General features: G+C 46.2%; 23 protein-coding genes and 1 other annotated feature. All 23 genes read right to left on the bottom strand.

Going from position 1 to position 25876, the window contains the following annotated elements; all coding sequences use genetic code 11:
- Positions 1-23: 23 nt before the first annotated feature.
- The gene (locus GT674_RS01475) at positions 24-1304 is read right to left on the bottom strand and encodes an adenylosuccinate synthase (protein ID WP_161284025.1); all 1281 of its coding nucleotides are present in this window, start codon (positions 1302-1304) and stop codon (positions 24-26) included.
- Positions 1305-1375: 71 nt separating this feature from the next.
- Entirely contained in the window at positions 1376-2809 is a 1434-nt protein-coding gene (purB, locus tag GT674_RS01470) for an adenylosuccinate lyase (protein WP_161284024.1), read from the bottom strand.
- Between the two features lie 117 nt (positions 2810-2926).
- Positions 2927-3676, bottom strand: coding sequence for an amino acid ABC transporter ATP-binding protein (locus tag GT674_RS01465; RefSeq protein ID WP_161284110.1), 750 nt, complete (start codon positions 3674-3676; stop codon positions 2927-2929).
- A 32-nt stretch (positions 3677-3708) separates the two neighbouring features.
- Positions 3709-4356 carry an amino acid ABC transporter permease gene (locus tag GT674_RS01460; protein ID WP_161284023.1) on the bottom strand — a complete coding sequence of 216 codons (648 nt, stop codon included), beginning with the start codon at positions 4354-4356 and terminating at the stop codon, positions 3709-3711.
- 147 nt (positions 4357-4503) lie between these two features.
- Positions 4504-5382, bottom strand: coding sequence for an amino acid ABC transporter substrate-binding protein (locus GT674_RS01455; RefSeq protein ID WP_161284022.1), 879 nt, complete (start codon positions 5380-5382; stop codon positions 4504-4506).
- Between the two features lie 162 nt (positions 5383-5544).
- Positions 5545-7653: a glycoside hydrolase family 13 protein gene (locus tag GT674_RS01450; RefSeq protein ID WP_161284021.1), complete on the bottom strand. Its 2109-nt coding sequence runs from the start codon at positions 7651-7653 to the stop codon at positions 5545-5547.
- A gap of 290 nt (positions 7654-7943) precedes the next feature.
- A complete protein-coding gene (gene ftsH, locus GT674_RS01445) occupies positions 7944-9731 on the bottom strand; it encodes an ATP-dependent zinc metalloprotease FtsH (RefSeq protein WP_161284109.1) in 1788 nt (595 codons plus the stop codon).
- Between the two features lie 64 nt (positions 9732-9795).
- Entirely contained in the window at positions 9796-10332 is a 537-nt protein-coding gene (gene hpt, locus GT674_RS01440; protein ID WP_161284020.1) for a hypoxanthine phosphoribosyltransferase, read from the bottom strand.
- Entirely contained in the window at positions 10329-11744 is a 1416-nt protein-coding gene (gene tilS / locus GT674_RS01435) for a tRNA lysidine(34) synthetase TilS (RefSeq protein WP_161284019.1), read from the bottom strand. The genes hpt and tilS overlap by 4 nt, the downstream gene beginning before the upstream one ends.
- Before the next feature lie 42 nt (positions 11745-11786).
- A complete protein-coding gene (locus GT674_RS01430; protein WP_161284018.1) occupies positions 11787-13280 on the bottom strand; it encodes a SpoIIE family protein phosphatase in 1494 nt (497 codons plus the stop codon).
- Between the two features lie 110 nt (positions 13281-13390).
- Positions 13391-13705 carry an FtsB family cell division protein gene (locus tag GT674_RS01425; protein WP_243149013.1) on the bottom strand — a complete coding sequence of 105 codons (315 nt, stop codon included), beginning with the start codon at positions 13703-13705 and terminating at the stop codon, positions 13391-13393.
- Between the two features lie 159 nt (positions 13706-13864).
- The gene (gene yabP, locus GT674_RS01420) at positions 13865-14146 is read right to left on the bottom strand and encodes a sporulation protein YabP (protein ID WP_161284017.1); all 282 of its coding nucleotides are present in this window, start codon (positions 14144-14146) and stop codon (positions 13865-13867) included.
- A 107-nt stretch (positions 14147-14253) separates the two neighbouring features.
- Positions 14254-14496, bottom strand: coding sequence for an RNA-binding S4 domain-containing protein (locus GT674_RS01415; protein ID WP_161284016.1), 243 nt, complete (start codon positions 14494-14496; stop codon positions 14254-14256).
- A 59-nt stretch (positions 14497-14555) separates the two neighbouring features.
- Entirely contained in the window at positions 14556-14831 is a 276-nt protein-coding gene (locus GT674_RS01410; RefSeq protein ID WP_161284015.1) for an HU family DNA-binding protein, read from the bottom strand.
- Positions 14832-14945: 114 nt separating this feature from the next.
- Positions 14946-15365 (bottom strand): MazG nucleotide pyrophosphohydrolase domain-containing protein, encoded by a 420-nt coding sequence (locus GT674_RS01405; protein ID WP_161284014.1) that lies wholly within the window; start codon positions 15363-15365, stop codon positions 14946-14948.
- Positions 15366-15380: 15 nt separating this feature from the next.
- The gene (locus tag GT674_RS01400; RefSeq protein ID WP_161284013.1) at positions 15381-17114 is read right to left on the bottom strand and encodes a phospho-sugar mutase; all 1734 of its coding nucleotides are present in this window, start codon (positions 17112-17114) and stop codon (positions 15381-15383) included.
- A 152-nt stretch (positions 17115-17266) separates the two neighbouring features.
- On the bottom strand, positions 17267-18250 hold the full coding sequence (locus GT674_RS01395; RefSeq protein WP_161284012.1) for a CotS family spore coat protein: 984 nt from the start codon (positions 18248-18250) through the stop codon (positions 17267-17269).
- A gap of 118 nt (positions 18251-18368) precedes the next feature.
- Complete coding sequence (locus tag GT674_RS01390) at positions 18369-19685, bottom strand: CCA tRNA nucleotidyltransferase (protein WP_161284011.1); 1317 nt, start codon at positions 19683-19685, stop codon at positions 18369-18371.
- Positions 19686-19687: 2 nt separating this feature from the next.
- A complete protein-coding gene (gene proS, locus GT674_RS01385; protein WP_161284010.1) occupies positions 19688-21121 on the bottom strand; it encodes a proline--tRNA ligase in 1434 nt (477 codons plus the stop codon).
- An 87-nt stretch (positions 21122-21208) separates the two neighbouring features.
- Positions 21209-21417, bottom strand: a binding site (T-box leader).
- Between the two features lie 63 nt (positions 21418-21480).
- A complete protein-coding gene (locus tag GT674_RS01380; protein ID WP_161284009.1) occupies positions 21481-23412 on the bottom strand; it encodes an LTA synthase family protein in 1932 nt (643 codons plus the stop codon).
- Positions 23405-23899: a deoxycytidylate deaminase gene (locus tag GT674_RS01375; protein ID WP_161284008.1), complete on the bottom strand. Its 495-nt coding sequence runs from the start codon at positions 23897-23899 to the stop codon at positions 23405-23407. Before GT674_RS01375 ends, GT674_RS01380 begins: the two co-directional genes overlap by 8 nt.
- An 88-nt stretch (positions 23900-23987) precedes the next feature.
- Positions 23988-24449, bottom strand: coding sequence for a ribose 5-phosphate isomerase B (gene rpiB / locus GT674_RS01370; protein WP_161284007.1), 462 nt, complete (start codon positions 24447-24449; stop codon positions 23988-23990).
- A complete protein-coding gene (locus GT674_RS01365) occupies positions 24449-25510 on the bottom strand; it encodes an L-threonylcarbamoyladenylate synthase (RefSeq protein ID WP_161284006.1) in 1062 nt (353 codons plus the stop codon). The genes rpiB and GT674_RS01365 overlap by 1 nt, the downstream gene beginning before the upstream one ends.
- Positions 25511-25876: the final 366 nt, after the last annotated feature.

Here is a 25876-nt window from a genome sequence, read left to right as displayed (position 1 = left end):
TCTCCCCGGCGTCTATACTTTACTTATTTATTTCTGTAGATAATATCATTTCTTCCTGGTCCGTTGGAGATCATGGTGATCGGGAATCCAATCTGTTTCTCTACGAACTCAACATATTTACGGCAGTTTTCCGGAAGATCTTCGTATTTCTTAATTCCACGGATATCGGTTTTCCATCCCGGAAGTACTTCCAGAACCGGTTTAGCCTTCTCAAGAAGTCCTGTTGTCGGGAATTCTGTAGTAACTTTACCATCAATCTCATATCCTGTACATACCGGAATCTCATCCAGATATCCAAGGACATCAAGAACAGTAAAGGCTACATCTGTAGTTCCCTGCATACGGCAGCCATATTTGGAAGCAACACAGTCAAACCATCCCATACGTCTCGGACGTCCGGTTGTTGCGCCGTATTCTCCGCCATCTCCGCCTCTTCTTCTCAGCGCATCAGCTTCCTCGCCAAAGATCTCAGAAACAAAAGCACCTGCTCCTACTGCACTGGAATATGCCTTGCAGACAGTAACGATCTGCTTGATTTCATATGGCGGGATTCCTGCACCGATTGCACCATATGCAGCCAGTGTAGAGGAAGATGTTACCATCGGATAAATTCCATGATCCGGATCCTTCAGTGATCCAAGCTGTCCCTCCAGAAGAACCTGTTTGCCTTCTTTGAGTGCATTCCACAGGAACAGAGATACGTCTCCCACATATGGAGCTACCATTTCTTTGTATTTCATCAGTTCTGCATAAATCTCGTTCGGATCAAGAAGCGGTTTATGATACAGATGCTCCAGTAAAATGTTCTTTGTTTCTACAACGCGCTCTACCTTTTCTCTCAGAGTATCGTCATGGAACAGTTCATTTACCTGGAAACCGATTTTGGCATATTTATCGGAATAGAACGGAGCGATACCGGACTTTGTGGATCCGAAGGATTTGCCGCCAAGACGTTCTTCTTCATACTGATCGAAGAGAATATGATAAGGCATTACGATCTGTGCTCTGTCAGAGATCATGATCTTCGGTGCCGGAACTCCTCTCTCGATTACTTCATTGTATTCTTTAAAAAATACCGGAATATTCAGAGCAACACCATTTCCGATCACGCTTGTGGTGTGGTTGTAGAATACACCTGACGGAAGTGTGTGCAGTGCAAATTTACCATAGTCATTTACGATTGTATGACCGGCATTTGCTCCTCCCTGAAATCTTACAATGATATCTGCTTCCTGAGCAAGCATATCGGTGATCTTACCTTTACCCTCATCTCCCCAGTTAGCTCCAACTACTGCTTTGACCATAACACATTTATCCTCCTTGTGTTTTTGATTGATCTGTTAAAAATTATCTTTCAGACTTTTGTCCTCTGGCATCAGACATTAATCTCTGCCTTGATTCCAAGCATATCCTTGTGCTCATCAAGAACCGGCTGTACCACTTTCTCGATGAAAGCAGTTGTCTGCTCTTTGGCTCTTCCCACATATTTGGAAGGATCCATAGACTTGCGGAGTTCTTCGATCGTCAGATTGAATGCCGGATCTGCTGCGATCAGATCAAGAAGGTTGTTATCCTTTCCTTCTACCTTCACAGTACGTCCTGCTTCCATGGAAAGTTCACGAATACGCTCATGAAGTTCCTGACGGTCTCCACCTGCCTTAACAGCATCCATCATAATGTTCTCAGTTGCCATGAACGGAAGTTCTGCAAGCATGTGTTTCTCGATAACCTTCGGATATACTACCAGTCCGTCTACTACGTTCAGACAAAGATCAAGGATACCATCTATTGCAAGGAATCCTTCCGGAACGCTGAGACGCTTGTTTGCGGAGTCATCCAGTGTTCTCTCGAACCACTGTGTTGCTGAAGTGATGGCCGGGTTCAGTGCATCGATCATCACATATCTGGAAAGGGAAGCAATACGCTCACTTCTCATCGGATTTCTCTTATATGCCATTGCAGAAGATCCGATCTGAGATTTTTCAAACGGTTCTTCCACTTCCTTGAGGTGCTGAAGAAGGCGGATATCATTGGACATCTTGTGTGCACTTGCTGCAATACCTGCAAGAATATTCAGAACTCTGGTATCAACCTTACGGGAATAGGTCTGTCCGGAAACCGGATAGCACTGCCTGAATCCCATCTTCTCTGCGATCATCGGATCGATCTTGTCGATGGTTTCCTGATCTCCGTCAAAAAGCTCCAAAAAGCTTGCCTGTGTTCCTGTTGTTCCCTTGGAACCAAGAAGCTTAAGGCTTCCCAGGACATACTCCAGATCCTCAAGATCCATCATGAATTCCTGTGTCCACAGAGTAGCACGCTTACCAACAGTTGTAGGCTGTGCCGGCTGGAAATGGGTAAATGCCAGCGTAGGCTGATCCTTATATTTATCTGCAAACTTAGAAAGCTCTGCGATCACATTGACCAGTTTCTTCTGAACCAGTCTGAGAGCTTCTGCCATTACGATAATGTCTGTATTATCTCCTACATAACAGGAGGTTGCGCCCAGATGAATGATTCCCTTTGCTTTCGGACACTGTACTCCATATGCATACACATGGGACATAACGTCATGGCGAACCTGACGTTCTCTCTCCTTGGCCACATCGTAATTGATGTCATCCTTATGAGCCTTAAGTTCATCAATCTGCTCCTGGGTGATATTCAGGCCAAGTTCTTTTTCTGTTTCTGCCAGAGCGATCCACAATCTTCTCCATGTACGGAATTTCATATCCGGAGAAAAAATATACTGCATTTCCTTGCTGGCATAGCGCTCTGAAAGGGGGCTTACATATCTGTCTGTACTCATATTTACTCCTATCCTCTCACTAGATTAACCGCAGAGGCAACTGCGGTTAATCGGATTTCCTGATTTCTGTCTTTACGCTGAAAATTATATAACATTGCCTGATTAAAAGCAATCCCTTTATTCTTCTCCCTGATGAAATTTACCAAGGAATTCTTTCATTCTGGCATTGCTGGAAGAAAATACCTCCGTCGGAGTACCCTCCACCGCAATAACCCCCTGGTCCATAAAGATCACCCTGTCCGAAATATCTCTCGCAAAATTCATCTCATGTGTCACGATCACCATGGTAATGTGGAGGTCCGCCAGAGAGCGGATCACGCGGAGAACCTCTCCGGTAAGTTCCGGGTCAAGTGCAGAGGTCGGTTCATCAAAAAACAGGATCTTAGGGTTCAGTGCAAGCGCCCTTGCAATCGCAACTCGCTGGCACTGTCCGCCCGAAAGCTGATACGGATAAGCATCCTCCTTATCAGAAAGTCCCATCTTTGCCAGAAGCTCTCTCGCTTCTTTATATACTTCGGCCTTGTTTCTTTTCTGTACATGGATCGGCGCATCCGTGATATTTTTCATGACGGTAAAATGCGGAAAAAGATTGAAGTTCTGGAACACCAGACCGAAGCAGGACTGGATTTCCTTGATTTCATTCTTGGGCGGCATGCAGACTCTGTCATTCTCTGTCCAGATTGCCTTTTTGCCCATGTAGCTGATCTCCCCGCCGTCAATACGCGTCAGAAGCGTCGCACAGCGGAGCAGCGTGGACTTGCCGGAACCGGAAGGTCCTATGATGGAAAGCACCTCGCCTTCCTCTACATGGATAGAGACATCCTTCAGAACCTGAAGTCCGTCGAATTGTTTTTTGATATGATTCATTTCAAGAAGATTCGTACTCACGCCATTTCCTCCTAATGATAATAGTTCATTTTCTTTTCAAACCATTCCATTACCCATGCAACCACAAAGTTGAAAATGTAATAGAACACACCTGCGATCACAAACGGAAGTACCGTTGTCTGTGCTGCCGCGATCTGTTTTGCAAGTGCAAACATCTCGATATAGGATACAGAATATACAAGAGAGGTATCCTTAACCAATGTGATGACTTCATTTGTCACTGATGGCAGCACGATCTTTACGACCTGCGGAAGTACGATCTTGAAAAATGTCTGACTTTTATTGTAGCCAAGAAGCTGTGCCGCCTCATACTGTCCGCTCGGAATAGATTCAATTCCGGAACGATATATCTCTGCAAAATAAGCCGCATAATTCAGTGAACATCCAAGAATGATCGCAGTGAATTTATATCCTCCGATATTCATCCCCCAGAGATAAAACGGTCCAAAATACCACAAAAGCAGCTGCAGCATCAATGGCGTTCCCCTCATAATAGAAATATAGGCTTTGACGATCCAGCTCAGTGGCTTAAAGCGACTCACTCTTCCAAAATACACCACCATACCCAGGGGCAGTGAGAAAAGCAGTGTCAGAAAAAAGATAACCAGCGTAGACCCAAACCCCGTGGTAAGCTGTTGTAACATTACCTGAAAACTCATGTCTTCTCCTCCATAAACTTACAACAGGGATGCTCCCCGGCGAGATCCCAGGGAGCATCCCATATGTCTTATATTTGTTACTGTTCACTTCGTCACAGCAATCTGGTCAAAATCCATTCCAGATCACATCCGGTGACAGGATTCTGATTATTCAGCGTCTTCCTGTGCAGAATCCTCTGTCTTATCCTCAGCTGCTGCTTCCTCTGTATCTTCTGCTGCCGCGTCATCAGAAGCCTTAAGAGTTACCATATCAGCGATCTCATATTTCTCTGCCAGCTTCTCTACGGTTCCGTCATCTGCCAGCTTCTGAAGGTCTGCATTCACGATATCGCAAAGTTCATCGTTGCCCTTCTTGAATCCGATCGCATACTGCTCTGTATTCAGAGTCTCATCAAGGATCTTGAATCCCTCTCCTCTGGAATTAAGCTGGTATTTTGCAACACCTACATCAATTGCAAGTGCATCCAGTGCTCCTGCCTGCAGTTCTGTAAATGCAGTGTTGTAATCAGCAAATTCATTCAGTGCTCCAAAGGTATCTGCCAGTTCCTTCTGTCCACCCTCTTCTTCGCTCTTGAGAAGATCCAGTGCTGCGGAAGCTGCCTGGACACCAACGGTCTTGCCTGCCAGATCTGTCAGTTTCTCAATTCCTGAATCCTCGGCTACAACGATCACCTGGCTGTTATCTACATACGGTACAGAGAAAGTATAATCATCTTCTCTTCCGTTCATTGTAAATCCGTTCCAGATACAGTCAATAGAACCGGAGTTCAGTTCCATATCCTTGGAATCCCAGTTGATCGGTTTTTTGTCCAGAGTCCATCCCTCCAGATCACACACTGCCTGTGCCAGTTCCAGGTCAAAACCTGTATATTCTCCGCTCTCATCCATATATCCATAAGGAGGATATTCTGCATCAAATCCTACGATCAGAGTCTTATCTGCAACGCCCGCCTGTACGCTCACTGCGGAAGCCATTCCCATAACCATAACTGCACTCAGCATTAATGCAACTGCCTTTTTCTTCATATCTATCTCTCCTCTTATACCGTTTTTATGTTTTATCACACAGTCACTCTACCGTGTGAAAGTATAGTTATCGTAACATACCTGTCATATTCTGTCAAGAAAAAAACAAAGTCTGGATCTGTGATATTTTCACAGTTCCAAACTTTGTCTATATAATGATTATTACATTTTATCCTTATGATGCAGAAGTGTCACGCTCTTAGGAGGCAGATAAAGGTTCACCATACCGGCGCGGGCAATGATCTCCTTTGGCTGATCCGTATATCCATCCTGACATGACCGGATCAGTCTTGTCATTCTGACCTCTTCCATCCTGCTGATTCCCACCGGCCATACTTTGATCGTGACTTCTCTGCCCTCGTCACGGTTATTCAGTATCATGATCATCTGTTCAATATGCGAAAACCTTCCATAGCACAGTCCCTGGTAATCATTCCACAAAAATTTCAGGGAACCCTTTCGCAGGATTCGATATTTTTTGTGGATCGCAATCATTTTTTTGTAGAAATCAAGCAGTTCCTTATCCTCATGTCCCCACGGATAGGTACGGCGGTTATCCGGATCCGTAAATCCACATACACCTGCCTCGTCTCCATAATAGACAGTCGGTGCCCCCGGCCAGGTCATCTGGATCGCGATTGCCTCTCTCATAACTGCCGTATTGATATTCTCAGAGGCAGCCTGCGGGCCTGCATAAGAAACCCTTCCCACACGGCGGTTCGTTCTGGTAAGGAACCTGGAGTGATCATGGTTGGACAGTTCATTCATCGCCACATGAAGTGCAGACATATGAAGGGAGCGCATATGCGTCCTCATAGCTGCAATAAAGGCCTCACTGTTTCCATACAGATCTTCCCGGTATTCATCACTGTGTTTCTCCATACCGGTCAGAAACCATGTCACCGGTTCCATAAAAGCATCATAATTCATGACAGAATCCCACTCATCTCCCTGAAGCCATCCCTCCGGATTGCCATAATGCTCGGCAAGAATGAGTGCTTCCGGATTTGCCTCCTTGACTGCCCTGCGGAAATCTTTCCAGAACTTATGATTAAACTCATTGCTGTGTCCAAGATCCGCTGCCACGTCCAGTCTCCAGCCATCTGCACAGTACGGCTCGGAAACCCACTTCCGGGCTATATCCAGCACATACTCATAAAGCTCTCTGGAACCCTCATAATTAAGCTTCGGAAGCGTGTCGTGCGTCCACCATCCATCGTAAGACGGGTTATACGGCCATCTGTTCTCGTCATTGAAATGAAAGAAGGAGCGATACGGGCTGTCTGCCGAAATATAAGCACCCGGTGCATAGCCTTCCTGTCCTTCATAGATCCGCTCACGATCCATCCATTTATTAAAGGAGCCACAGTGGTTAAATACTCCGTCCAGGATCACCTTCATGCCTCGCTTATGAAGCTCCTGCACCAGCTTCGCAAAAAGCTGATTACTCGCCTCCAGATTCTTCTTGTCGGTAACTCGTTTGATATATTTGGCTGCATGAGCGTTTTCCCTGTCCCACGAAGCCAGAAGCCCATCACAGTCCTCCACGATCTTTCCATAATGAGGATCCACGTAATCATAATCCTGTGTGTCATACTTGTGATTGCTCGGTGATACAAAGATCGGGTTCAGATACACGACCTCCACTCCAAGATCCTGAAGATAATCCAGCTTATCCATAACTCCCTGAAGGTCTCCGCCATAGAATTCCCTCACGCCCATGACTGCCGGTGTCTTGGACCAGTCCTTCACCTGCTCACAGTGTTCTCCGATATAAGAATACTCATCCGTCAGAACATTGTTTGTCGGATCTCCGTTGCAGAAACGATCCACAAAAATCTGGTACATGACCGCGCCCTTCGCCCAGTCCGGTGTCTGATAGTTCGGATAAATCTCAAAATCATCCCGATCCTCTCTCTCTGTACAGACTCCCTGCTGATTATAATAACAGTTTACCCACCCATACAGAATCTCAAAGTGATATCTGAAAACCTCGTCCGGCATAACGATCCTTGCCGCATAGTAATCAAAGCCCTTGACCGTCTTATAGATCTTCATCCTTCGTTTCTTTCCGCCGGATACAAGATACACTGCATCCACATTGTTTTTCTGGGTCCGGAAACTGATCATTACCGTTTCCCCTGTCTTTGGTTCGGCAGGATTTCTGTAATACCTCGTTCCGTCACTGAAAAAAGCGTCCTTATTCAGCACCGGCCGCATATTCAGAATGTACTGCATTTTTCTGGTAATGTCCTCATTTTCCCATTCCATAATCAAAATCCCCTTATTCTTTAGCATATGTATATTCTAGTTGATAAATCACAAAAGTACAATATAAAACCCGCCGAATAAAGCCATGCAAATATGCACTATTTTTACAAAGTAAAAAAGACAGCGGGATAAGCTGTCTTTTTTGGAGAAGGTATTTCTTCTTATGGGGTGTAGCAAAAACTATATAATGTATTGGGGGGTTTTTACGATATATATCGTATCATGCGTCTACCCAAAAGTGTGCACAAAGTTCACAAAATTCATTTTATGTTTTTGTCTATGTTGTACACTCATTTTTGAAGGCTGATTTTTTCAGATGTAAAAAGTGCCTCAAACTCTTCTCTGTGAACCTTTTCCTTCTCTAAAAGAAGGGCGGCGCACTTATGAAGTACATCCATATGCTGCGTGATGATCTCTCTCGCATCTTCATGACATTTGTCTATGATGGCATGAACTTCCTGGTCGATCTCCTTGGCCACTTCTTCACTGTAGCTTCTGGTATGTGCCAGATCTCTTCCGATAAATACTTCATCGCCCTCGTCCCCATAGGCGATCAGTCCAAGCTTATCCGACATACCATACTGCATGACCATGGCACGGGCAGTTCCCGTAGCACGCTTGATATCATTGGAAGCGCCCGTTGTGATATCATTAAAAATCAGTTCCTCAGCCACACGGCCGCCAAGCAGCGTTGTGATATCCTGAAGCATCTTGCCCTTGGTGTTGAACATCTCATCATTCTCCGGAAGCGGCATGGTATATCCTGCTGCCCCAACACCTGTCGGAATGATCGAGATTGTATAGACAGGATCCATATCCGGAAGAACATGGAACAGGATCGCATGTCCCGCCTCATGATAGGCTGTGATCTTCTTTTCTTTGTCAGAAATAACCTTACTTCGTTTCTCTGCGCCGATACCGACCTTGATAAAGGCATGCTTGATATCCTGCTGTGTAATGTAGGATCTCGTTGCCTTCGCCGCCATAATTGCAGCCTCATTCATGAGGTTCTCAAGGTCTGCACCTGTAAAGCCTGCGGTTGTCTGTGCGATCTGTGCCAGATCAACATCCTCACCCAGCGGTTTGTCCTTGACATGAACGCGAAGAATCTCCTCACGTCCCTTGACATCCGGTCTGCCGACAGCAACCTTACGGTCGAAACGTCCCGGACGCAGGATTGCCGGATCAAGAATATCCACACGGTTGGTAGCCGCCATGACGATGATTCCCTCATTCACTCCAAAACCATCCATCTCCACAAGAAGCTGATTCAGAGTCTGCTCTCTCTCATCATGGCCGCCGCCCATACCGGTTCCACGCTGTCTCGCAACTGCATCGATCTCATCAATAAAAATAATACACGGTGCATGTTTCTTGCCCTCTTCAAACAAGTCACGGACACGGGAGGCGCCGACACCGACAAACATCTCCACAAAATCCGAACCGGAAATGGAAAAGAACGGAACACCTGCTTCACCTGCTACAGCTTTGGCAAGAAGAGTCTTACCTGTTCCTGGAGGACCTACAAGGATAACGCCTTTCGGGATTCTTGCACCCACGCTTGTATATTTCTGCGGAGCCTTGAGGAAATCCACCACCTCTACCAGGTCTTCCTTCTCTTCCTGAAGACCTGCCACATCCTTGAAGGTTACTTTCTTATCGTCCGGAAGCATCATTCTCGCACGGCTCTTGCCAAAATTCATCATCTTGGAATTGCCGCCTCCACCTGACATCTGTCTGTTCATCATGATAAACATAAAAACGATAAACACTCCTGTGATGATCACCGGTAACAGGGAAGTAAGGAAAACACTTTCCTGCGGAACATCTCTGACATCCGGATGGATATCGTACTTCTCAAGAATCTCCTGTGCAGTATTTACGTCTGTCACATTAACCTTTTTCTGTCCTTCGCCTTCGATCTCTGCCGCAACAGATCCCGTCGGTACCTCTCTGTTCTGATACAGAGTAGCTGAAGTTACCCTGCCGTCCTGTGCTGCCTGCTCCAGCTTGTCCATCGTATAATTACTCTGGGAAGCCACCTGATTGTTCAGATAAAAATATCCTGCAACCAGCATCACGATCAAAACCAGATAAAGGCCAATTCTGCCTGGCTGTCTGTTCACTTAATTAAATCTCCTTTCACTCCTCGCCGTCAAATTCCACTACTCCGATAAACGGGAGATTCCTGTATTTCTGGGCATAGTCAAGCCCATATCCTACAACAAATTCATCTGGAATATTGAAACAGCAGTAATCTACATTGACATCCTTTTTGACTCTGCGCTCCGGTTTGTCGAGCAGAGTACACAGACGGATGCTGTTTGGATGTCTGTCCTCAAGGATCTTGATCAGGTAACTTAAAGTTCTTCCTGAATCAATGATATCCTCTACGATCAGCACGTCCTTGCCGATCAGCGGCTGATCCAGATCCTTTACGATCTTAACTACACCGCTTGATTTGGTATCGTCTCCATAACTGGACACAGACATAAAGTCCAGAGATACCGGTACTGTGATTCTCTTTGCAAGTTCACAGGTAAAGAATACGCCGCCTTTCAGTACGCAGATCAGATGGATCTCTCTTCCGGCATAATCCTTGCTGATTTTGGCTGCCACCTGCTGGATTCTTGCATCCACTTCCTCTTCACTCAGTAAAACCTTAATTCTTTCACTCATTTCCTGGTTCCTCCTTGGTATGTGATTTCTAATATATTCCTTGTACAGGAAGTAATTTTATACCGCTCACTGATCCTTCCGCCTACGATCCACACAATTTCTTCCCCATCTGCGATCAGGGGGATCTGCTCCCTTAATTCCTTCGGGACTCTGTCATCGATCATGCATCTGGTCAGTTTCTTGCTTTCTCCGCCCTTACCGATCACGAGATAGTCTCCACTCTTTCGTGTACGGACAGACAAACTGCACTTTATTTTATCACAATCAAACCATTTCGTATACTTTTTTTCTAAAATCTTCTCACCGGAACAGGGAAAAATTTTAATTTCAAACCTGCCATACGATGTTTCGACCGTTCCCTGGGAGAGAGGAAGTGCAAATTCCTCTTTGGGGGAAGCCATCTCTGAGGACTTCCTGCAGGACTTCTTACGGATACATACACCGTCATAACTTCTGACCACTTCCAGTCCATAGGGAAGATCGATTCTTTTGCTCACCTGACAGAGATACAGTTCCAGCGTCTGACGGATATGAACCTGCGACAGATCTCTTCTCTGTCCGCTCAAAGTCTCCAGGATCACCCGGACGCCATAGCTTTTGAGGATTTCCTTTTTGTAAAAAAAATCCTCCTTCAGGCAATAGCTGCCATCCGTCTCTCTGTACCTCTGTACCAGTGCCTGTGCCTCTTCTGTCAGAAACTCCTCTGCCTCTGTCAGAATTCTGGAAGTTTCTGCCATATGCTCTATGGCTTTGGCATTGATCTCCTGCTCCATCAGCGGAAGGATGTGCCTGCGGATCCGGTTTCTCGTATACTCATCCTCCAGATTCGTACTGTCCAGAATCCCCGGGATCCCGCATTCCTTAATATACTCGTCTATTTCTTTTCTTTCTAAACACAAAAGAGGACGAATCACTTCTCCGTTCACTGGTTTCAGCGAGCAGAGGCCTCTCAGACCGGTACCTCTGGCAAGATGATGCAGCATGGTTTCCGCAAGATCATTCTTGTTGTGTGCCAGCGCGATCCTACAGACGCACTCCTGCTGCCAGCATTTCTTCTTCTCTGCCTCAAACGCCTTCCTCCGGACAATTCTTCCTGTCTCCTCCGTTCCAAGCTTCCATTTCTCAGACAATTGCGGCACATCATAACAATACGAGCTGCACGGAATCTCCCACTGACGGCAGATATCCTCAACCACCTTCTGATCCCTTTCGGCTTCCTCTCCACGGATCCCATGATTCACATGCACCACCCGCAGCCCGAAATTCCATCCTGCCTGTAAACTCTTCAAAAGATGCAGCATTGTCATGGAATCATTCCCGCCGGATACCCCCACTATGATCATGCTGTTCTCCGGGATCATCTTATTCTGTTCGGCAAATCTCTTTACTTTATCCAGGGTCATTTCCTGCATTCTTCTTTATCCTCATTCAGTTTCTGCCGCTGTTCACAGCAGCTATTTTCTTACAACACTCGCAACCAGCACTGTCATATCATCTCTTGCACGATAATCACTGTATCCGAGCACCCTCTCCAGAATTCCCCGGCTGATCTCACGCGGGGCACTCTCCTGTACATCCAGGATGATCTCCTTCATGGTTTCTTCCTCGCACTCCGATGGAAGTGCATCCAGCACCCCGTCCGTCATCATCACCAGACAGTCCCCGTGATACAGCTTCCTGGATGCCGTGTCAAAATCAATCCTCTGCACCAGTCCCGCCGCAAGACTCTCAGAAGAGATTGCCTCCACCCAGTGATCTCGCCGGATAAACGTAGCTGCCGCTCCGGCCTTGAGAAATTCGCAGATCCCTGTATAAAGATCCACCGCACAGATATCCACCGTCGAAAACATCCCTTCCCTGCCGTTTAATACCAGAGCGGAATTGACCATTCTCGCTGCAGTCTCCTGCGAAAAGCCGGATTCCAGGAACTGCTCCAGTAATTCTACCACAATTTCACTTTCCCTGCACGCATCCATACCAGATCCCATGCCGTCCGAAAGGCACATCACAAACCTGCCTCCATCCTCCTGACGGCAGATATAGTTATCTCCGGAAACCTTCTCTTTCTCCCGGGTGATCCTTGCCACGCCGTACAGCATCTGATAGCTCACATCTTCCACAAAATGTATGGTATGAAAATCCCGGTTCACGATACAGCGGTTCCCCGGTGCCGATGTCATGCTGCATTCACAGATCCCGGACAAAATCTGCGCAATCTCTGCCACAGAGACACACTGACCATTCCTTGCACGCATAGTCAGAAAAATCTGCCGTCTTCCCTCAACCTTGTCCATCACCCACGCCCGCTTAAGAATCACATGACGCTTCCGAAGACTTCTGGTCAGTTCTTCCTGAAAGACCGGCTCCGCCTCACTGATATCATAGAGATCCTCTGCCACCTGCCGCATAATATGCGAAATCTCATTCAGCTGCTGTGCAACCGCAAGCCGACTCTCGATCATACGGTTTCCCCAGATCATCTCCTGTTTCTCACGCTGGAAACATTCCCTCAGACTTTCCAGATACTGTGGTGACTTCCCACAGACCTCTCCCCACTGCTTCCGAAGTTCTTCAATCCTTCCCTCATCTGCCTGCTCGATCGCCCGCACCAGTGCCTCTCCGCCCTGATACATGCTCTCTGCCTGTTCGCCCCAGCACAGTTCTCTCCGGTAACAGTTCCTGCACAAATGCTCCCCTGCTTCTCTGAGAACATTCTCTACCTGTGCGCTGCTTAAGTATTCTTTTTTATAGGGCATCCCATAAAACGTATCCGCCAGTTTCTGAAAGGATGCTGCATAACGTTCCACCCTTTCCTTCTGGGGATGCTCTCCATTCATAGGAAAAGGTTCCTCTTTTTTGGATTTTCTTCCCTTCAAAACAGTTTTTGCCATGTCCCGCAGGATCAGTAAGATGCTGACCGCGAGCATGGCAATTATCCATTCCTGCATATTTTCCCCTCCCCCTGATGATTCATTCAGGGAAAATTATAAAGGGGTTTTTATAAAATATCTGTCAAACGCTGACACATATCTCAAAAAAGTTTTCTCCAAAATATGCGTTATTTCTCTTCTTCAAAAACTATCTCATTACCCTTGACAAGTCCCAGACGATCCCTTGCAAGTTCTGCAATATACTCATCCGTCTGCATATATTCCTTCTTTTCTTTGAGCTGCTTTGTACGATCCTCTTCTTCCTCTATAGATGTCCTTAACTCTGATGCCCTTGTATCATAGGATGCAATTCTGGTCTTAAGCTCCCTGCTCTGTACAGTAAGCGCTCCCAGAAGAATCAAAACAACTACCGAAATCAGTGCCATTCCAAGGTAATTATTTAATATTCTAGTGTTTTTCCTGCTTTTTTTTGACCTGCTCAATCTGCTTTCCTCTCTCTACATTACAAAAGCGATTCCTCATGATTATTAAAAGTTTACCTCTTTTGGCTGGAAATAGCAACCTCTTTAACAAAGAATTCGTCAAAAAACCACAAAAATACCGGAAACCAAAGCATTCCTGCCACGTATAACTGCCGGATTTCAGCGGAACATTCTTTTGATCAGTTTCTCTTTCTTTGGAGGAGTATTTCTGGAAAGATAGATCAGACTGTTTATTTTGCCCTCAATCCCGGCTTTCCCTTTCTCCAGATCCAGTCCTTTAATATGAAGCTGTTCTCCTTTTATCTGGAGTTTCCCCTCCTCGGTCAGAAGAAGGATTTCCTGCTCATTAAATGACTGGACATCCAAAACTCCTGATATCGTGCTTTTTCTCCGATTCTCCAGAAGCAAGCTGTGCGGCTGCCGTACGGTACCTGGTTCCATCCTTCCGCCTCCTGACTGTTACCTGTGAACAGTTATGCCTGACTGACTACACTTCTACTTTATGTGAGGAGGAAGACAAATAGACCGCAAAACTTCATTTCTCTGTATCAGAGATATTTGTAAAGATTTTCTGCATCTTCCTTGCGGACAGTGTCCTTGACGTCCAGAACCTCGACCCGCACCTTCTTGTCTCCGCCAAACTGAATCTCAATGGTATCACCCGCCTTAACCTGTGCGGATGCCTTGGCCGGACGGTCATTGACCAGAACTCTTCCCGCATCGCAGGCTTCATTCGCTACTGTTCTTCTCTTGATCAGACGTGAAATCTTCAGATATTTATCAAGTCTCATAAATTCTCCTTTAACCTAAAAACGGGGGAACCATAAGTTCCCCCAGCCATACGCTATAATTATTCGTTTACCAGATCTTTCAGAGCTTTTCCTGCTTTGAATTTCGGTGCCTTGGAAGCTGCGATTGTCATTGTTTCGCCAGTACGAGGATTTCTTCCTTCTCTTGCTGCTCTTTCACTTACTTCAAATGTACCAAAACCTACTAACTGGATTTTTCCACCTTTTTTTAATTCGGATGCCACAACGTCGGTGAAAGATTTTAAAACTGCCTCAATATCCTTCTTGGAAAGGTTTGTTTCTTTCGCCATTGCTGCTACTAATTCTGTTTTATTCATGGTGTTTCCTCCTCTAAATAATCTCTTTCTTATTTATTGCGTAATGCTTCCTGGCATATGCACGCTATCTACTATATATATACCTTTTGTGTCAAATTGTCAAGGCTTTTCCTGCTATTGAGGGCTCTCCGCTGTTGTTTTTTCATCGGCAGAAATACGGGTATTGTTCTGTCTTTCCCGGGCTTTCAATTCTTCCCATGACAAAGACACTGCCTCTGTATCTTCCGGCGAAAAAATCCTCGGATGACGAAATTTCATCTTGGTCTCGATACCCGAAATCACATCCTCTATCGTAAAAAGTCCCTCTTCCTGTGCGATCACACTGTGAAGTGCAACCTGAAACAGTACATCGCCAAGTTCCTCACAGAGATTCCGGCTGTCGTCCTCTGCATTCAGACGGTCGATTCCTTCCAGAACCTCCTCTGCCTCCTCCATAAGATATGGTTTCAGGCTTTCATGTGTCTGCACACTGTCCCACGGACACTTCTTCCGGATTTCCCGGACAACTTCCATAAATTCGTCAAATTCTCGCATACGCCAGTTACCTGATTATTTCATGGAGTCAACCATGTCCAGAACTGCCTTGCCCATAGTTTCAGATTTCTTATCTGCATCCTCAAGGGAAGTTCCCTTCACACCATAGTAGAATTTAACCTTCGGCTCTGTTCCGGACGGACGAACGCATACCCATGCATCATCTGTCAGCTCATAATAAAGAACGTTGGAGTTCGGAAGACCTGTAGGTTTCACTGCTCCTGTTGCCACATCTGTGATAGTATCTGCCTTGTAATCTCTTACAGCAGTTACCTTATGTCCTGCAAATTCTGCCGGCGGATTCTGACGCAGAGAATTCATGATCTCCTGGATCTTCTGAAGTCCTTCGATTCCCTTCATGGTCACAGACTGGATCGCATCTTTATAATAACCAAACTGTTCGTACATCTCGATCATTGCATCCCAGAGAGTCTTGCCCTGAGTCTTGTAGTATGCAGCAGCTTCGCAGAGTGCCATTGTAGCAACGATCGCATCTTTGTCCCTTGCATATGTACCGATCAGGCAGCCGTAGCTCTCTTCAAATCCAAAGAGATAGCTTCCCTTGCCGCTCTGCTCGAATCCAAGGATCTGCTGTCCGATAAACTTAAATCCTGTCAGAACCTCGATCAGCTTCACTCCGTATCCCTTCGCGATCGCATCTGCCAGGTTTGTGGTAACGATTGTCTTGATCAGTGCGCCATCCTCCGGAAGACTTCCGTTGATTGCTTTCTTCTGGCTGATCTCATAGTTTGCCAGCAGACATCCTGACATATTACCGGTCAGATCATGATACTCTCCGTTCTTGTCTTTCACACGTACACCAAGACGGTCTGCATCCGGGTCTGTTGCCAGTACCAGGTCTGCATCTACTTCCTTCGCGAGCTTCAGTCCAAGTTCAAATGCCTCTGCTGCTTCCGGGTTCGGATAACTTACTGTCGGGAAATCTCCGTCAGGCAGCTCCTGCTCTTTAACAACATAAACGTTCTCAAAGCCAAGTTCCTTAAGAATTCTTCTTGCCGGGATGTTTCCGGTTCCGTGAAGTGGTGTGTAAACGATTTTGAGGTTCTTGCCCTCTGCCTCGATGGCATCCATATGGAGAACCTGTTTCTTAAGCTCTGCCATATAAGCATCGTCTACTTCTTTGCCGATCACCTGGAAAAGGCCTGCTTTTTCTGCTTCTGCCTTGTCCATAGTCTTAACTGTGTTCCAGTCGGAAATGGATTTAACCTCGCCCATGATTCCACTGTCATGAGGCGGTGTGATCTGTGCACCATCTTCCCAGTATACCTTGTATCCGTTATATTCCGGCGGGTTATGGCTGGCTGTTACGTTGATACCTGCTGCACATCCGAGATGACGGACTGCAAAAGAAAGCTCCGGTGTCGGTCTCAGAGACTCAAAGATATATGCCTTGATTCCGTTTGCTGCAAGGCAAAGAGCTGCTTCCTCAGCAAATTCCGGAGACATATGACGGGAATCATAAGCGATTGCCACACCCTGGGACTTCTTGTCTACTTTTGCGATGTAGTTTGCAAGACCCTGAGTTGCTCTTCTTACTACATAGATGTTCATGCGGTTGGTACCTGCTCCGATGATTCCACGAAGGCCAGCTGTACCAAACTCCAGATCCATATAAAAACGCTCTTTGATCTCGTTGTCATCTTCTGCGATATTCTTTAATTCTTCCTTTGTTGCATCATCAAAGTATGGGTTGGACAGCCACTGCTCATATACCTCTTTGTAATCCATACTGTTATACCTCCTGTTAATCGTATTTTCCAGTCTTTCCCAAGACCATTGGTGCTTTATATTATACACCTCCCTGCGTGAAAAAGGAAGAGAAAACCCAACAATTACTGTCAAATTTACTAATTTTTAACCTTGTTCTCGATAAAAAACAATCAAAAAGGATAATTTCCGAAACATTTGCTCTCAAAATTTTCCCAGGCTGTTTTCTGCCCTGTCAGATTCCTGAGCTTCTGCGTGTTTTTTTCCGAAATCCAGGCCTTGTTGTGTGAATAATAATAGTTTGCCAGTTTCCAGTATTTTTCCGGATACAGAAAACGGATCCGAAGATTCTGCCATTCTCCCGGAGAAATCTCCTTTATTTTGTGATAAGTATGCAGCATCTCCATTCCCAGCCGGACATCCCAGTTATATTTTTCAAGTATTTTTCTCATGAAGCGATACAGATCTGCCATCTGTATATCAAAGCCCCAGTGTTCAAAACTTGTCACGGCTGTTTTCTTTCTTACCATGAGGACATTATGCTGATTGTACTCCCCATGACAGACACAGCCTTCCTCCATTGCTTTCTGCCGAAGCAGCGGATACTCCGATTCCTTCAGAAGTGCAAGCGCACGGTCTCCCTTTTCCAGATATGCTTCCACCGTTGCAAGATACAGCTTCTCAAACGAACAGGATGCTCCTTTTTTGCGGATAAACTTTCGGATCTTACGCAGCTCCTGATTATGTCTCTGATAAATATCTTCCAGAGAAGGCTCCATATAATCCTCCACCAGCGGAAGCTTCATAAATGTATGCATCTGTGCCAGCGTGCAGACACTTCTTAAGATATCCTCCTCCGATCTCGTATCACATTCCCTTCCCTCATACCAGTGCTGCAGCGTATACGGAATCCCATCCTTATCTCTGCTCACCAGATTTCCTTCTTTATTGGCAAAATATGCATCCACTCTGCATCCGGCCTCTGCCAGAGTTTCCAGCAATTCCTGCTGCTTCCTGAGCTTCTTTTCCGTCCCTTTGAATTCCTTCAGGATAAAAAGCCCTTCCTCCGTCCTGCACAGCAGTGCTCCCCTTGTACGGACTGTCGAAAGCAGGGTCAGGCTGTACTGTTCCAGTGTACTGAGTCCATAATCATACAAATTAAAATCCCCCTCTTGTTTTTGTACCTTCTATCTTATGTCCTCCGTTTCACAGAAATACCCAAAAAAAGACTGCTGCACCACTGCTCGAAACGCAGCTGCAACAGTCTTATATATGTCAGATCAGTGACATTAATTTTTCTTTTGTATTATCCTCCGGAACATCCAGAACGTGCTCCAGCAGACGGTTCAGAATCTCACCAAGCTCCGGTCCCGGCTTATAACCAGCCTGGATCAGATCCCTTCCTGTCACAGCCAGCGTCTTCATGGAAATACACTGCTGTGCCCTCAAGATTTCCTCATAACATTTCCTCACGTCTGCCTGACGCTTTATCTTCTCATCCCGGCAGTATTCGCTCTGGGCAAGCATATCCGCCTTCTGGACCTCAAGATACAGTGGAAACAGCTCCTCCCCGATCCGGTTCATCGCCCTTCTCACCGCACGCATCTGTCCCTCCGGTCTGTCATCATGATAACGGATCAGCCTGGAAACCTTTTCGATCGTATCATTATCAAATTTCAGACGCCTTAAGATCTTCTTCGACATCTCTTCACCCACTGCGGCATGCCGTTTAAAGTGGTCTCTGCCATTCTCATCCGTTGTCTTCATGACCGGTTTGGCAATATCGTGAAGCAGCATCGTCAGACGCAGGACCTTGTCCGCCTCCACATAGAGAAGGCTGTGAAGGATATGCTCTCCGACCGTAAAGCAATGATACGGCGTATTCTGCTCCGTCTCCATACAGAGATCAAACTCCGGCAGAAACTCCTTCGTGATCCCTGTCTCATATGCAGTTCTCAGATAGTCCGGATGCGGAGAAACCAGAAGCTTCACAAGCTCCGCCTGAATCCTCTCTGCACTGACATTCTTAAGGTTTGAGGTCAGCCTGCTGATCCCTGCTTTGGTCTGTTCTTCAATCTCGAAACCAAGCTGTGCGGAAAAACGGACCGCTCTCATGATCCTGAGTGCATCCTCATGAAAACGCTCCATCGGATCCCCTACACAACGAATGATCTTGTTTTTCATGTCATCCATCCCATGAAAAAGATCCACAAGACCTTCCTTCGGATGATATGCCATGGCATTGATCGTAAAATCTCTTCGCTTCAGATCCTCCTCAAGGCTGGAAGTAAAGGTTACCTCCTTCGGATGCCGGCCATCCTCATAATCGCCGTCCACCCGATAGGTGGTGATCTCATATCCCTCCTTGTCCATCATCACCGTAACTGTACCATGCTGAAGACCGGTATCTATCGTTCTTGGAAACAGTTCCTTCACCTGATACGGTGACGCAGACGTGGTAATATCCCAGTCATTCGGATTCCTGTCCAGAATAGAATCCCGGACACAGCCTCCGACCACGTAAGCTTCATAGCCATTTTCATTTAAAACCTGTAATATTTTTTCCGCATTTGATGGAATCGTTAATTTCATAATTAGTATGCTCTTCCCCAGTAAACCATCTTCTTAGCCGGTTTTCCACAGCATACGCAGACATCACTTAAGTGTTCCTGCTCAAACGGCATACATCTGGATGTTGCCTGAACATCTTCTTTGATCTTGTCCTCACACTCGCGGTTTCCGCACCACATAGCTTTGACAAATCCCGGTTTGTTGTTGATGGTATCTTTGAATTCTTCATAATCTGTTGCAACATAAGTATGTGCATCACGATGCGCACGCGCACGCTCCAGCATATCCTTCTGCATGGTATCCAGAACTTCCTGAACCTTATCAGCCAGTTCTTCAAAAGTAACCACATACTTCTCTCTTGTATCACGACGGCAGATAACAGCCTGTCCGTTCTCGATATCCTTCGGTCCACATTCGATACGAACCGGAATTCCTCTCATTTCCTGCTCTGCGAATTTGAATCCCGGGCTTCTGTCTGTATCATCCACTTTGACACGGATTCCGGCAGCCTTCAGTGCTGCAAACAGCTCATCCGCTTTCTCAAGAACCCCCTCTTTACGCTGCTGGATCGGAATGATAACAGCCTGCATCGGAGCAATTCTCGGCGGCAGAACAAGTCCGCTGTTGTCACCGTGAACCATGATCAGTGCACCGATCATACGTGTTGTCATACCCCAGGAGGTCTGGTGTACATATTTCAGTGTGTTATCCTTGTCTGTATACTGGATGCCAAAGGCTCTGGCAAAACCGTCACCGAAGTTATGGCTGGTTCCGGACTGGAGTGCCTTTCCGTCATGCATCAGAGATTCGATCGTGTAAGTTGCTACCGCACCTGCAAATTTCTCCTTGTCAGTCTTCTGTCCCTTGATAACCGGGATTGCAAGAACTTCCTCGCAAAAATCAGCATACAGGTTCAGCATCTGAATCGTTCTCTCTTCTGCTTCCTCAGCTGTTGCATGAGCAGTATGTCCCTCCTGCCACAAAAACTCTCTGGAACGAAGGAACGGACGGGTTGTCTTCTCCCAGCGCACTACAGAGCACCACTGGTTGTATACCTTCGGAAGATCTCTGTGGGACTGGATGTCTTTCTGATAGAAATCACAGAACAGAGTCTCAGAAGTCGGACGTACACAGAGACGCTCCTGAAGCTCATTCAGACCGCCATGAGTAACCCATGCTACCTCCGGTGCAAATCCCTCTACATGATCCTTCTCCTTCTGAAGAAGAGATTCCGGAATGAACATCGGCATATATACGTTCTGTACACCTGTTTCTTTGAATCTGCGATCAAGCTCATGCTGGATATTTTCCCAGATCGCATAACCTGCCGGTTTAATCGCCATACATCCTTTTACACTTGTGTAGCCGCACAGCTCTGCCTTCTTAACAACGTCAGTATACCACTGTGCAAAATCTTCCTCCATGGAAGTGATAGCTTCTACTAATTTCTTTGCCATAATTCTTACTCCTTTTCTGAATGGTTTATATCAGATCAGAGGCTCATCATCCATCCTGTTACATAGAAAAAAGTCCTCTGATCCCGGTAAAGGGACCGAAGGACTTCGGCGGTACCACCCTAATTAGCAATCCTTAAACAATTGCTCTCTCAAAACCCATTAACGCTGGATCCACGCTGCATTTCACTTATGCAGAGCTCCGAGGCCGGTTCCACGATTCGCGCACAGAATCCTCACACCATATGGATTCCTCTCTGAGATTGCTCCTCATGTACTATTCTCTTCATCGCCGTTATCCAGGATATCTCATCCTGCATATTACTTATATCTTATGCGAAATCCAGATTCGTGTCAAGAGCCTATTTTAATCCTATCCTGAATAAATTTTCCCTCAGATCCACTTTCTCAAACTGATCATTGTACTGCATGATCTTGTATTCTGATACCAGATCCTGATACTCCTTCGGAAGCTCCTCCTCAGAATACCAGTTACCCTCTTCGTCGCAGTATGCTCCCATTCCAATGACCGGAAGCTTCTCCTTTATCTTGAGGATCGTCTGATTATAAGCAGGCAGTTCCACACCCGCCAGCTTCAGAACATAGCTTCCAAGATAATTGGAACTGAAATCTTCTGTCTCTGTCTCGGAATCATAGTTTGTCCAGATCACATATGGAGTCTGATACTCCTTCTGCTTCTCCGTCAGACTCAGAGCTGCCGTATTTTTTCCCAGTACTTTGGAATAAAATCCATCTTCCAGTTTCGGCCAGTGATCTCCAAACATAACGATCATCGTAGGTTCGTCTACCTTTTCGAAATATCCGATCAGGTTCTTAAAAGCCTCATCTGACTGTCTTGCCAGAGATAAATACATCTCCGCCAGCGTATATTCCCCGTCATAATCCAGCTTTACATCCGGCTCATATCCGGCACTTCTCTCTTCCGTGTATCCGCCATGATTCTGCATCGTTACACAGAATATAAAATTCTTCTGATCCTTTTCTTTGCTGTTATATAAATCAATGATCCTGTTATACAGAGACTGATCACTGCAGTAATTCCTCAGCCTGTCCATTTCTTCGCCCCAGTTCTCAATACTGAAAAACTGGTCAAATCCCATACTCTTATAGACCTTTTCGCGGTTCCAGTTTGCAGCCTTGTGCGGGTGCATCGCAATCGTCTGATACCCCTGCGCTTTCAGGATATCTGCCATACCATATTCCGGATCTCTGACATAGAGCTGATACGGAACACTTCCCGACGGAAGAAACTGGATACTGTTTCCTGTCAGAGCCTCATACTCCGATCTTGCCGTTCCTCCACCAAACGTTGGTACATGCATCTGTCCATACTTTACGTTCTTATTCATACTCCTGATATACGGAAGGATCTCCTTGTTCGCCTTAAGATCACCAACATCTTCAAAATCCACAAGACTCTCATTCATAATCATAATGATATTTGTCGCCTGCACGGTTTCTTTATCCGCCTGTACAGTCTCTGTATCTTCTGTGTCTTCCGTATATTTCTCCGCGATCGCATCCACTGCGTCCGCTGAATATCCTTCCGGTTTCTCAACAGTAAAATATCTCAGCTCCCTGAGCAACGTATACATATAGCCCTTGTTTATATGATCACTGTTGACGGACCACAAAAGTACATTCTCCATCTTCTGTATTTTCGGATAAGACTGCCATAATGCAATCGCAACAAACCCCAGAACACCCCAGCGCATGATCCTGTTTCTGGCACTTTTGTCTCCCAGTTCAAATCTCTGAAATATCAGCTGGGTCACAAGGAAACACAACACCGCGACCATCGTCAGCGCCAGAAGCTTCGGCATCCGGAACTGATATTCCCCAACGACCTCCGCCGCAGTTCCCATTCCCACTATATCCAGAAGCATAAACGGCTGGCCTCTGAACATGATCACATAATAATTTACCAGCGCAGCCGTCACCAGTGCAACAGTATATACCACTGCCGCTACTTTAGCCTTTCTGAAAATCAGGATCATAACCGCAAAAAGTGCATAATATATAACAAGATTATACAGCTGATATTTCACTTCCATTGAAAACAGACGTGTTACGACCTGTCTGGCTGTTCTTAACTGGGACATCTTGTATCTCACACTCAGCACCGTTATCATCTGTACAATTTCAAACACAATGATCGGCGTCACTGCCAGAAGTATATTACTTAAAATCCGAAATACACCCCTGCATTTTGCATTTTCAGATTTTCCCGTTTCTCTTTCTCTTTTCTCTTCCCCTTTATTAAAATTAAACATCTAAATTTATCTTTCTTCCTGTTCGATTGTATTTATAATATCTCACCCCTGCTGCATCCAGCATCCTCTTGGATGCGATCACAGACGGTGTGTGTTCGTATTTGTCGCAGTCATATATGACGGTTTTGATTCCAGCCTGGATGATCGCCTTGGCACATTCATTACACGGAAACAAAGAAACATAAAGCTTTGCGCCCTCCAGACTTCCTCCACGATAGTTCAAGATCGCGTTCAGCTCACTGTGCGTCACATACAAATACTTCGTCTCCAGCGGTTCTCCCTCTCTCGCCCACGGAAATTCATCATCCGAGCATCCATTCGGAAACCCGTTGTATCCCATCGACAGGATCTTATTGTCCTCGCTGACAATGCAGGCACCCACCTGCGAATTCGGATCCTTTGATCTCATTCCTGAAAGAATCGCCACACCCATAAAATACTCATCCCACGAAATATACCCCTGTCGTTTCTGAATATGTACTGCCATTGTAAAAAGCCCCTTTCTCACAAATACCGGCTTCCTCATAAAATCCCAGGAAGCCGGCAGTAATTGTCTACGTAATTATTCAGTACCCTCAGATCTCCGGATTTACATCCGCGATATCTGTATCCTCTTCGATCATTTTGATTCTGCGGATATGACGCTCATCCTCTGAAAATGGAGTATTCAGGAAGGTATCCACGATCTTGATCGCCAGTCCAGGTCCGACAACTCTTCCTCCCATTGCCAGAATGTTTGCATTGTTATGAAGTCTTGTTGCCTCTGCACTGAAGCAGTCTGAACACAGTGCCGCACGGATTCCCTTGAATTTATTTGCAGTAATAGAGATTCCGATTCCTGTACCACAAACCAGGATTCCCTTCTCACAGTCTCCACTCTGCACTGCGATCGCTACACGCTTCGCATAGATCGGATAATCTGTAGAATCCATACTGTCACATCCGAAATCCTTGTATTCCAGATTGTGCTCCTCCAAATACTTAATAATCTCCTGCTTCAGTTCATAACCGCCATGGTCACATCCTAATGCTATCATCACAATTCCTCCTGTGTTTTAATTATTTTATGTCCGGCCGCCTTAAGAAGCCGGTTCATGATCGCCTGTCCCATTCTCGGCGTATAAAAAGCCTCCGAATAGATCACATTCACATCCGCCTCGTCAAAATCCCTGAGGACCTCATACAGATGATGTGCAATCGTCTCCTCCTCTTCCCGGCTGCCGATACTCAAAACCAGCCCACTGGCATACTGCGCCCTCGTTTCATCCGTCGCAATAATACCTGCCTTCAGCCCCTTCGCTGCGGCCTCTCTGGTCAGCCGGTTAATACAATCGATCACTTCTTCCTGCGGTCCTTCCACGATCGACAAATCCGCCTTCGGCGCATAATGACGATATTTCATTCCCGGAGCCTTCGGCCGGACACTGCTGTCAGTGATCAGAAGTCCCTTGTCCATGCGGACCTCACCCAGAACCTCTCTCAACATCTCCAGCGAAATATACCCCGGTCTCAAAACCACCGGGACATCCTCTGTGAAATCTACGATCGTAGATTCCAGTCCGATTCCAACCTGTCCGCCATCAATGATCATCTCAATCGCATCTCCCAGGTCTTCCTCCACATGCTCCGCCATCGTCGGACTCGGTCTTCCGGATGTATTGGCACTCGGTGCCGCCACAAAGCCACCCGCTGCCTTTATCAGTTCCTGCGCGATACGGTCACTCGGAAAACGCACCGCCACACTGTCCAGACCTCCCGTCGTCTCCTTCGGCACAACATCCGCCTTCGGAAGGATCATGGTCAGCGGTCCCGGCCAGTATTTCTTCGCAAGGATCTGTGCACCCTCCGGAATCTCTGTCGTGATCCTTGCCAGATCTTTAAGATCCGCGATATGCACGATCAGGGGATTGTCCGACGGTCTGCCCTTGGCCGCATAAATCTTCATTGATGCCGCCGAATCCAGGGCATTTCCCCCAAGTCCGTAGACAGTCTCTGTCGGAAAAGCGACAAGACCGCCCTCCTTCAGTATCTTTCCTGCTTTCTGTATGGCTTCCATATTAAGATGCTCTGCATCCATTGCCACAACTTCCGCTCTCATTTCTTAATTCCTCTCATTCTGTTTCGGATATTTCTGTCTCCTCACGTGGTTATTATAGTAGATTTTTGATAAATACACAACAGGGGATTTTTACTACAGCATCTCCTTGCCTGCTGCTCACCACGAATAGGTGTGTGATTATCAGAACAGCACAGGGAGCCTCTACTCCCAGTATATCACAATGTGAATTAAAACTCTATCCTCACACGACTAAAATCACGTGCTTCCAGACGCTTTAGGCGTCAGACTAAATATCGGCGGATTCCTGCTTCTGATCCGCCATTCGGATACAGGAACTTCCTTTACTACGCATCTCTTCGGCAAAATACAATATATCGGCATAAAATAATCACCAGCTACTACATA

The sequence above is a fragment of the Blautia sp. BIOML-A1 genome (assembly GCF_009883055.1).
GTDB lineage: Bacteria > Bacillota > Clostridia > Lachnospirales > Lachnospiraceae > Blautia_A.
This window is presented reverse-complemented; position numbering and strand designations above follow the sequence as displayed.